Below are 10799 nucleotides of genomic sequence, written 5' to 3'. Positions count from 1 at the left end.
CATATCCAAATGCTGATAGTATACCTGAGCGCCATTTTAAGAATGACTGTAGAAATGGCTTTTTTGAAGGATGAACAAGACGATATAACTTTTTGTCAGATTCTCTGTGTCGACCATATACGCCGTAATAGCGTATCATCTTGAAGTCTTTTTCTGGGATGTGCTGTATGAGACGCTTGATGAATTCAATGGCTGGTATGGTCTCAGTTACAAGAACTTCATCTTCATGGCGATTGTAGTGGAAAGTGATAGTATCCTTTTCTTTATCATAGGAATCTATTCTTGAAAGCCCTATTACAGGGCGACCAAGGTAACGGCCTATATACTTGGCTACAGTATTCTTATCAGCAAGTGTTGGCTTTGCATAGATGTAGAAGCCATCCTTCTGATTTTTGTAAGAGAGAGCTTTTTCTCTTTTGAACTGAGCTTTCTTTTGAGGATCAGTAATGCGCTTTTCTATAAGGCTTAGAAGAGCTGTTTGGAAAGCATGACGCATGTATTTGAAACTGAAGAAGTTGACCTTGCGCCAGAAACCAGTATCGCCAACTCCTCCTTCGGAGATGAGACAGTGTATATGAGGATTCCACTCAAGTGGTCTGCCAAATGTATGCAGCACAAGGATATAACCGGGAGTGAAGTTTTGGGATTTGTTCATCTTGTAAAACATTTGGTGAATCACACTACTTGCAGCGTCAAATAGGCAATTAAGAAGGTCTCTGTCTTCAAGAAAATAGTGGCGAAGTTCCTTAGAAATGGTGAACACACAGTGGCGATGCTGGCAGTTTATCAGTTTGAATGACATGGCCTGGGCACGTTTCTGGGAATATAAAGCGCCACAAGTAGGGCAGAATCTTGAATGACAGCGGAAAGGAACGAACTTGAGAGTACCACATTCAGCACAACCATACATGGCGCCACCATAAGACGGATCGCCACAATTGATCATTTTATCAATGTTTTCCATCTCGGTCTTTCTGGGATGGAGTGTATATTGAATTTCTTCATAGTGATCACGGAATAATTCCTGCAAAGCATTTCGTTTCATATGATTTATTATGAAGAATTTGAGGCAAAAAACAACCCCACCCCTCATGAGTGAGGGGCAGGGGAGTTGAGGTGCCGCAGGCACTTTTTTATACTCAATTGTACGCCTGCCGCTGTGGCCGGCGTTTTCTGACGAAAGGAGATGTTCTTTATGTTCGAACAGGTAAAGCTATCTTATGAAGCAAATGGTCTGGAGCCTCATATTGACCAGGCTACAATAGAAACTCATTATGGCAAGCACCACGCAGCTTACACCAAGATGTTCAATGAGCTGGCTGAGAAGGCTGGATTAGCGGATAAGCCTGTTGAGGAAGTATTGGCATCTCTTGATAAGGTTTCTGATGAGACTCTAAGAAAGGGCTTGAGGAATCAGGGCGGCGGATATTATAATCACAATCTGTATTTCGAGGCATTTAGTGCAAGTCCTTCCAAGGCTCCAAGTGGCAAGCTTGCAGCTGCGATAGACAGGGACTGCGGAGGGCTGGAGGCTGTTATCGATGCTCTTTCCAAGGCAGCAGCTGGACAGTTTGGATCAGGCTGGTCTTTCCTTTCTGTAGATAAAGATGGCAAGCTCTATGTCACAGCATCTCCTAACCAGGATAATCCTATTTCTGAGGGCACAGGCAGAACGCCTATCCTGGCGCTTGATGTTTGGGAGCATGCTTATTACCTTAAGTACAGGAATTTAAGAGCTGATTATATCAAGGCTTTCTGGGAGGTTCTGGACTGGAAGGTTGTAGAAGAGAGATATGAGAAGGCTATTGGATGATGGCTCTTTTGCATAGGACATTAGCATAAATCAGAATTCATTAATTGTTGCGTAAGCACATGCCAGGCTATATAGTAAATATGTGGCCTGGCGTTTTTGTGCCAAGTTGCGACTTAGATAAAAAAGAATCAAAGGAATACATATGAATAGAACCAGACTTACTCTTTTTGTTTTGATCTTATCTTGCTTGTTCTTTTTTGGAATAGCATTTATAGATGGCCCTATATGGTGCGTGGATTCAGGCAGTTATGCATCAATGGATTTTTCAAGAGAACCTGTATATCCAACATTTCTATGGATTCTTAGAACGATTTTTGGTGAGAATGTATATCTTTTTGTAGCAGTGATTTTGCAAAGCCTTTTATGGGTATATGCTACTTGCATGGCAACAATGTATGTGTATGATCTGGCATTAGAATTGCTACCACAGGACAAAAGAGGTGGATTTTTTAAACTTGTATTTGTTTTGCTGGTATTCTTTTCACAGCTTCTTACCTCTATTCTTAACAGATTTGTTGCCCAAAGAGGTTCCATGTATTCTGAATCGATCATGACAGAGTCGTTGGCAATGCCGTTATTTGTACTGTTTTGCATAAGGCTTTCAAGATGGCTGATTTACAAAAGAAAATTAGATTTTGTAAGCCTTGTCGTTATTTCTTTTGTTATTGTCAATACCAGAAAGCAGATGATGATAGTGCTGATATTGTGGATAGCAGCCTCTTTTATCTGCACTATAGTTATCAAGAAAACCCGTAGTGTTAAGCACTTTTTAATTGTCCTGATATCTATTGTTGCTATTTCCGCTTCTTCTAAATTATTTGATTGTACCTACAATTATTTGGTAAGAGGTGTATTTCACGAGCACACAGGAAATGGGATGGGGGCTCTATGTGTAATGATGTATTCTGCAGACAGGGCTGATGCAGATCTTTTTACAGATAATGAGATATTCCCCGGAGAAAAAGAACTATTTCTGAAAATATATGATGAATGCAATGATCAGGAGATTCTCCTTGATAATTTCAGAGGAACAGATTGGTATAGCCTTACAGATCATTTTGCAAGCAGCTACGATGTTATAGGCTACGAAATAGTGTTGCCTGCTACTTTTGAGTACATAAAACAGCAAAATCCTGATATGGACTATGATCAGATCAGAATACTTGATAGCGAGATAGAGTCTCACATGGCCAGGGTTCTGATGGGGCAGGATAAAAAGGATCTTTTGACAGTTTTTTTGGCAAATTTATTAAGGGCCTTTGCATATTCCAATGCTAAGCCGTCTCCAGCTATTATTGTTGCAGTGTCTATGGCTCTATATGGCCTTTACGTGATACTTCTATTTATTGCTGGTATTAAGATGAGAAAAACAGAATCTTATACGGAAGTTTTTGTGTTTGGAGGAGTTTCACTTTTGGGACTTATGATAAACGCTGGAGTAGTGGCTCTTTTGATATTCCCACAGGGAAGGTACATGGCCTATTCAACAGGCTTGTTTTATTCTGTGATATTACTGTTACTTGTTTTTTGCTATACATATTTCTCGCGGAATACAGCAGAGTGAAGTGAGAATGCAGATTCTGCAGAAGCTCTTTTACATAAACATGGTATTTCCTTTTGTTAGATATCTATCTATGCCGGGGCTATATATGTGGCTTACGATTGTGCTGCTGGCCATTGTTATAAAGCACAAGGGCAGGGAAGAGTTTGTTATACTGCTTCCTAATATCGTAAATCTACTGGTTTGTCTGGCGGCACCTCTGTGCAATGGTATGAGGTATGAGCTTCCTGTGGTTTTGTCAACGCCGCTTGTGATGGCTGCTGTGATGCGGATGGTGGCTGGTTCTGGCAATGTATTAAATGAAAATTAAAATGATAAAATAAAGTTTATAGTCCTTGAAAAATGATGTGCGGGGGGGCGATAATACATTTACGTTTTGTGGCAATTCATTTTCTTATTAAGGAGGATATGCAAAATGGATATTAAAAAGAGCGTAAAGTACATCGTAGTTGCAGGTATCATTGGAGCACTTATCTTTGCCCCTGCATCCCAGGTTATAGCGGCAGTTTCCGGTGAAGAAGGCCCTACTCAGGAACAACTTCAGGAGCAGGCTAGACAGGAAGAGCTTAATCGGATTACTAAAGAGTTTGTAGAAGAGGCTACAGCTCCGGTTAATCAGACTGTTGCTGGAACCAAGTCTCAGGTTGGTGGATTCTATACAGCCAAGAAGGTACAGGGTGTTGCAATGGCACCTTCAGCTGATTCAGGTGCAGCTAAAGAGTCTTTTGTTAAGGTTACAGATACTGATAAGAAAAAGAGTACTGCTGCGGTAGCAGTTGCAGATACAGTTGCAGCAACTCTTAGCCCAAATGCTGAGGTTGGCCCATGTATCAATGTTCAGTATGGAAAGATTGAAAATGGCAAGTATGCTGAAACTACATCAGGCTCAAAGGGTGAGTTGAATGTTGGTATTCCTGCGAACTACCGCTCTGATAACGCAAAGTATGCAATTATTGCTGTTTACGAGAAAGGCTTATTCAAGGTATACGAGAACACTAGCACAGATCCAACCAAGATTACAGTTAATGTAGACGAGGCTGCATCATCAAACGTTATGTATGCGATTGTAAAATATTGATGTAGATATATATTAGTGGTTATTTGCGGCCCCGGCTTTGATGAAATTTCAGAGTTGGGGCCGTTTTGCAGAATAAGGACAGGGCGTGCGAAGTGTTGGAATTGCTATGTGTATGCTCAATTGCTTGAGAAGAGGGGATTATGAAAAAGAGTAAGAATCTGATAGCTTGGTTCTATATTGTGGCGGTAGCTGTGGTGATTCCAGTATTTAATCGAGGGACATTTGATAATATCACTCAGCATAAGGTTGAGGTATATTATCTGATAGCAGGGATTTCTTTTGCTCTATATCTGATATTATCTGTGATTTCTGACTTTGGCTTTAGTAAAGTGGAAGCCTCTTCTGACAGTTTTATTTCATTAAAAGGTGACAGAGCTACTATTGCAGCTTGTGGCTTTGGAATAGCTGTGGTCTTGTCATTTCTTTTGTCTGAATATAAAAAAGATGCTTTCTACGGCGTTCCAGGGTTTGGGATGGGGACGCTCTCTTTAGTTGTTATGCTAATTTCTGCATTCTTTATTTCCAGAGAATTTGTTTGCAGTGAAGTTATATATCATATTGTTGCGGCAGGATCTGTGATTCCTACTATTCTTGTTATTGCGAACAGACTGGGCTACGATCCGCTTGGGTTTTATGCTGGTGGTATAGCTCCGCAGTATAATCTGTATGTTTCTACTTTTGGAAATTATGGCTGGTTCTGTGAATATATGTCTTTGATATTCCCTATATTGATTTATATGGTAGTGAAAGGTCGGAATTTTATTGTAAAGGGAATCTACGTGGCATATCTTGCTCTTTCTCTGTGGGCAATTTTCTTGGCAGGAACTATAGCGATTTGGCTTTCGATTGGAGTTGTGATCGCAACACTAGTAGTAAGTGGTGTATTTAAGAGGCTGCCCTTTTGGGAAAAAAGTACTCGTCACGTGCGGCCGTTTGTGACGATGTTATCTGTACTGGCTTTTATTGGCTATGTCTGCATGATCTTGTTTGTAAGTTCAAGGGATGGCGCTGGAAATGGACGAGGATATATTTGGAATCTGAGTTTGGAAACATATAGAAATTTGAGTCTAAAGGATAAGTTTTTTGGAGTGGGCCCAAATTGTTATATGCATGCTGTCAATAGTTTCTTAGAGAGTGATCCATATGTGAAGTTGGAAGCTGTAAATAATTTTGAAGGGCTTGCTATTACTTCTGCTCATAGTGAATATCTGGATTATTTGGTAAATATGGGGATTGTCGGCGCTGCGAGCTACCTATGCATGATTTTTGCGATTGTTATAGGCGTATTTAGAAATAAGCGGGAAACAAAGGATGCTTATGCAGGAGGCTTAAGTGACGAGACTTACGTAGCTTTTTTGTGCGTGCTATCATACTTGTTCTATGCGGGCTTTAATTTTTCTATTGTATGCGCGACACCTTTGTTTTTGTGTTCTTGGGGATTTTGTGGGGAAGCACAGGGCTACATGATATTATGAGTAGCAAGGCAAGATGATATAAACGCAATATAGTTAATTCATTAATCTTTTCTTAATGTTGTCTCTAAAGGGTTTACATAGGGTTTCATTTTTGCTATTTTACATTAGTTGAATCTTTGATTCTTTTGCCAGTTCATGGCAGACGCTGGCATGGTTAAAGATTTCGTTTTGGAAGCAAGTAGCTAAGTCAGGCCTTCTGATAAACGATATGCGGATATGGTAATGCAGATTGTTGCAACTGCAAACAGCGAGCTGGTCGCTGCAATGAAGGGAGAAGATAAGTAATGTCAGATAAGAAAGAGAAACTTGAATACGAAGGATACACTGGCACAGTAAATTATGATGCTAAGTGTGATTACTACACTGGTGAGGTTGAGATTGACGGTCGCCTGTACACCTACGAAGGGGACACCTTTGAGGAATTGCAGGAAGATTTCGAAGATATAATTGATTCCATAATTGCGTTTGATGAGATGGAAGACGAGGAAGAGTAAGCACAGAAATTCTGCGTCCATACAAACGCAATATAGTTAACTCATTAATCTTTTCTTAATGTTGTCTCTAAAGGGTTTACATAGGGTTTTATTTTTGCTATTTTACATTAGTTGAATCTTTGATTCTTTTGCCAGTTCATGGCAAACGCTGATGCATTTCGGCAATCGGCGATTTTCCGCGCGGGAAGTAGTTCTTTTACATTGTAGACCTAAAAAGGAGATGATATACTTTAGATGTGTGAAGAGAAAAATAATAATGATAAGGCTAATCTTGACTGGCATTCAGCTTTTGAAGGCGGGTTGAGACTATGCCTTAGAAAATATGAGTCGGTTCTTTCGATTACAAGGGAACATTCTTTGTCCAGGCAGCCGCTTCGAATAGATTTTCTGGTTGTCAAAAAGATTAAGGATGTCGCTATCGGAACTGACATTGGCAAGCTGTTTTTTAATCACAATATTATTGAGTACAAGAATCCTGATGATAACCTGGATATTGATGTGTTGTGGAAAGTGATTGGCTATGCTGGGATTTACAAGAGTCTAGGTAAGACTGTAAATGAGATTCCAGCTGGCGAGATGACAATTTCAATATTCAGGATGCGCAAGCCCCGAGATCTTTTTAGTGCGCTTGTGGCTGAAGGTTATAGTATTTCGCGAGAGGCAGCAGGGATTTACAGGATATGTGGTGTAGTCAGCATTCCAGTATATATTGTGGTTATGAAGGAATTGGCTGATAAAGAGCTTAATACGCTCAGGATTATTACGAGTAATGCAGATGCTGGCATGGTTAAAGATTTCGTTTTGGAAGCAAGTAGCTATGTCAGGCCTTCTGATAAACGATATGCGGATATGGTAATGCAGATTGTTGCAACTGCAAACAGCGAGCTGGTCGCTGCGATGAAGGGAGATGAGAGTATGTGCGAGGCACTTAGAGAAATAATGGCTGATGAGCTTAGTGAGGCTGAGAGAAAAGGGGAAATAAAATCTCTTGTTGAGATGATTACTAGGAAATTGGCTAAGGGCAAGACATTGGAGACTATTGCCGATGAACTTGAGGAAGATGTAGAGAAGATTCGTCCTATAGTCATGCTTGCCAGCAAATATGCCCCAGACTATGATATTGATGCAATTTATAATGCACTTAATGGAGATAATAAGTAAGATTGACTAAGTAAGCCCTCCGCATCCTGGCACATGAGCCAGGATGCGGAGGGCCATATTTTGCATATCTGGGATTATATAGAATTATATAGTTTTATATAGCCTCTCTGGAATTATATAGAATTATATAGTATTATATAGGTAGAAGTTAATTATATAGGTTTATATAGCTTAGGAGATGATTTGATGGCAGGTAGAAATCCATATACTATTAGTTTTGGAAAGATTCCAAGTAAATACTTGAGTCGTAACTCTATAATTGACAGTATTACTGAGGAGTTGGAATATGACTCGCCTGATGAGCAGGTTTTTAAGCTGACTGGGATCAGAGGAACTGGCAAGACGGTTACGCTTACTGCAATTGAGAGATATTTCAGGGAGCAGGACGATTGGATTGTAGTAGACATCCGTTCTGATTCTGAGATCATAAGCGAGATTGTTGCTAAGCTTTATAGTGAGATTCCCTTTATTACTAGCTTTGTTGATGCAAGCCTCAATCTTTCTGCCTTTGGAATTGGACTTAATCTTTCCAAGAAGAGTCCCGTGGCCAGCATCGATTATGCATTGGAAGCTCTTTTGGAACATATGAAGAAGCATGGGAAAAAGCTCCTTATCACAATCGATGAGGCACGCAAGACTAAGAGTATTACTGGATTTATTCAGGAGTTCCAGATACTTATCAGGAAGGAACTTCCTATATATGCCATTTTAGCAGGCTTGTATGAAGATATTGAGAGCCTTGAAAATGCTGATGGTCTGACTTTTTTCCTAAGGGCGACCAAGTATGAGATGAAGCCTCTTAACGTGACCTATATCAGAGATGATTACAAGAACACCTTGGGCGTTTCCTATGAGGAGGCCGAGAAAATGGCGTTTATGACTAAGGGTTATGCCTATGCGTATCAGGCTCTTGGCAAGTATATGTGGGATTATAAGGCAAAAGAGCTTACGGATGAGGTTTTAAAGAGCTTTGATGAGATTCTTGCTGATAAGGTATACAAGAAGATTTGGAGCGAGCTTGCGCCAAATGACAGGTGGTTCCTTCAGTTTATAGCTAAAAAGGATAGCATGCCAGTCAGTGAATTACTTGAAATGACCAGGAAGAGTCATAGTGAGTGGTCGATTCCACGCGCCAGGCTTAAAGAGAAAGGCATAATAGATGTTGAGAGCAGAGGAGTGATAAAGCTGCTCCTACCTAGATTTAAGGAATTTATTGATACTCAGTTATAAAGAAATATGGGAAAAAGTAAGCCCTCCGCATCCTGGCTGATGAGCCAGAGTGCGGAGGGCATTTACATTAATCCTTAACTTCAATTCTTGCAGCTTCTTCTTTTTCAGGAAGGGCTTCCTTTTTAGGAATGTTGACTGTGAGGACGCCGTTTCTGTACTGGGCGATGATGTCCTCAGGTTTGAGGTTCTCAACGCGGAAGGATCTCTGGTAGGAGGAAGATCTGCGCTCGCGGCGGATGTACTTGCCGCCTTCATCTTTCTCATCATTGTTCTCACTGTGCTGTGCGGAAATTGTGAGGATGTCGTTCTTAAGGTCAATCTTGATGTCTTCCTTGTTAAATCCAGGAAGGTCAGCCTCCAGCTGATAGGAATCCTCTTTCTCAATAACATCGGTTCTCATGAGACTTGCGCCAGCAAATCCGTTTCTGTCAGAAAGAGCTGTGTTCTGGTGATCTGTAGCGGCTCTGCCATTCTGGCAGGCACCATCTCTGCAGGTTCCGTTCTCTGTCCAGTTCCAGAATCCTCTGTTAAAGAAATCATCCATCTCATCAAAAATATCATTATTACTCCAAAGCATAGGCATTAACATATAAATCACGCTCCTTTTCTATAAATATTTGTTGTAGTGGTTTTGTGAATATTAGGTGTCAGCAGCTTATTTCTGGTGATATCGCTTGTGTTAAATGCAATTAGCACTCACCAGAGAAGACTGCTAACAATTTGTATAAGTATGTTATAGAACAAGTGTAACAAGATGTCAACAGTTCTTTTACCAGATAAAAATAAAATAATTATAAATTGCGCTTAAAATCAGGAAATTACTGGGCTTGACGACTAATATAAAGGAGTATAAAATTATGATAGTAGTATAAAGAAATATAAATAAGTATAAAGGAATATAGTGAATATAAAGTAGGAGGTCATTTGCAAAATGGGTAATCCTTTTTCTTTATCTTTCGGCAAGAAACCGGGAGAGTATATATCCAGAATTACGCAGACTAATGAGATTTTAGAGACTTTTCAGGACGATGAACCTTCTAATCAGGTTTACATGGTTACTGGGGCTAGAGGAACTGGCAAGACTGTTATGATGACTAGCATTGCAGAGGAATTGAGGCGCGATAAGAGGTGGATTGTCGTTGAACTTAATCCTGAGCGTGATATGTTGCAGAAGCTGGCAGCAGATTTGTATGCAATTCCGGAGATGCATGCTCTTTTTATCAAGGCTAAACTCGATTTTTCTGCGCTTGGGCTTGGGGTATCTATAGAGAATGCGGCGCCGGTTACTGATATAGAGGTAGCGCTGGATAAGATGCTGTCTCATGTGCAGAAGGCTGGCAAGAGGCTTCTTATCACGGTGGATGAGGTGACGAATTCTTCCAATATCAAGATTTTTTCCGCTGCTTTTCAGATCTTCTTGAGAAAAGATTACCCGGTATTCCTCATAATGACTGGATTATACGAGAATATCTATGATTTGCAGAATGAGAAGTCACTTACATTTTTGTATAGAGCGCCCAAGGTTAATCTTGAGCCGTTAAATTATACGGCTATAGTTGCAAAATATAAGGGGGTTTTTGACATCTCGCAGGACAAGGCTGAGGAAATGGCCAAGCTTACTAAGGGTTACTCATATGCTTTTCAGGTATTGGGATATCTGGTCTGGCAGAACAGGGACAAGGAACTTCAGGATATTATTCCGGAGTATGATCAGTACTTGGAAGAGTATGTATATGCCAAGATTTGGGATGAATTATCTGAGAAAGACAGATCAGTGGTAAAAGAGATGTGTCTTTCAGGCCATACAAATGTCACGGAAATTCGAAATGCACTAGGGATGACCACGCCAGAATTTTCTGTGTACAGAGACAGGCTTAAGAGAAAAGGGCTGATAAATGCAAACCAGAGGGGTTATATTTTCTTGATTCTCCCAAGGCTGGAAGCGTTTGTTAAGATGAGAATCTGATCAGGAAAATGAATGCATGAG

The 10799-nt window shown here is 40.3% G+C and carries 11 protein-coding genes; 9 read left to right on the top strand and 2 right to left on the bottom strand.

Going from position 1 to position 10799, the window contains the following annotated elements:
- Window positions 1-1045 (bottom strand): IS91 family transposase (locus BLO53_RS09775; RefSeq protein WP_176757236.1); only part of this gene is annotated, 1045 nt, incomplete at its 3' end.
- Between the two features lie 150 nt (window positions 1046-1195).
- Between BLO53_RS09775 and BLO53_RS09770 the strand changes: the two genes are divergently transcribed.
- The 8 genes from BLO53_RS09770 to BLO53_RS09735 all read left to right on the top strand — a co-directional run bounded on the left by BLO53_RS09770 (window position 1196) and on the right by BLO53_RS09735 (window position 8812).
- A complete protein-coding gene (locus tag BLO53_RS09770; protein ID WP_026488674.1) occupies window positions 1196-1813 on the top strand; it encodes a superoxide dismutase in 618 nt (205 codons plus the stop codon).
- A gap of 142 nt (window positions 1814-1955) precedes the next feature.
- On the top strand, window positions 1956-3377 hold the full coding sequence (locus BLO53_RS09765) for a hypothetical protein (protein ID WP_092060982.1): 1422 nt from the start codon (window positions 1956-1958) through the stop codon (window positions 3375-3377).
- Between the two features lie 7 nt (window positions 3378-3384).
- Complete coding sequence (locus tag BLO53_RS09760; protein ID WP_176757235.1) at window positions 3385-3684, top strand: DUF6020 family protein; 300 nt, start codon at window positions 3385-3387, stop codon at window positions 3682-3684.
- Window positions 3685-3789: 105 nt separating this feature from the next.
- Entirely contained in the window at window positions 3790-4452 is a 663-nt protein-coding gene (locus tag BLO53_RS09755; RefSeq protein WP_092060978.1) for a hypothetical protein, read from the top strand.
- Between the two features lie 140 nt (window positions 4453-4592).
- A complete protein-coding gene (locus BLO53_RS09750; RefSeq protein WP_092060976.1) occupies window positions 4593-5927 on the top strand; it encodes an O-antigen ligase family protein in 1335 nt (444 codons plus the stop codon).
- Between the two features lie 284 nt (window positions 5928-6211).
- Complete coding sequence (locus tag BLO53_RS09745) at window positions 6212-6421, top strand: hypothetical protein (protein WP_092060974.1); 210 nt, start codon at window positions 6212-6214, stop codon at window positions 6419-6421.
- Between the two features lie 234 nt (window positions 6422-6655).
- Entirely contained in the window at window positions 6656-7582 is a 927-nt protein-coding gene (locus BLO53_RS09740) for a hypothetical protein (RefSeq protein WP_092060972.1), read from the top strand.
- A 186-nt stretch (window positions 7583-7768) separates the two neighbouring features.
- Complete coding sequence (locus BLO53_RS09735; RefSeq protein ID WP_092060970.1) at window positions 7769-8812, top strand: ATP-binding protein; 1044 nt, start codon at window positions 7769-7771, stop codon at window positions 8810-8812.
- A 67-nt stretch (window positions 8813-8879) separates the two neighbouring features.
- On the opposite strand, the gene BLO53_RS09730 is transcribed toward BLO53_RS09735, so the two are convergent.
- Window positions 8880-9401, bottom strand: coding sequence for an Hsp20/alpha crystallin family protein (locus BLO53_RS09730; RefSeq protein WP_242875354.1), 522 nt, complete (start codon window positions 9399-9401; stop codon window positions 8880-8882).
- Window positions 9402-9743: 342 nt separating this feature from the next.
- On the opposite strand from BLO53_RS09730, the gene BLO53_RS09725 reads away from it, so the two are divergent.
- Window positions 9744-10778 carry an ATP-binding protein gene (locus BLO53_RS09725; protein WP_092060969.1) on the top strand — a complete coding sequence of 345 codons (1035 nt, stop codon included), beginning with the start codon at window positions 9744-9746 and terminating at the stop codon, window positions 10776-10778.
- Window positions 10779-10799: the final 21 nt, after the last annotated feature.

Origin of the sequence: Butyrivibrio sp. INlla14 (assembly GCF_900102515.1) — a bacterium.
Lineage (GTDB): Bacteria > Bacillota > Clostridia > Lachnospirales > Lachnospiraceae > Butyrivibrio.
The sequence above is the reverse complement of the archived record's forward strand: the minus strand, read 5'-3'. Positions and strand labels throughout refer to the sequence as shown.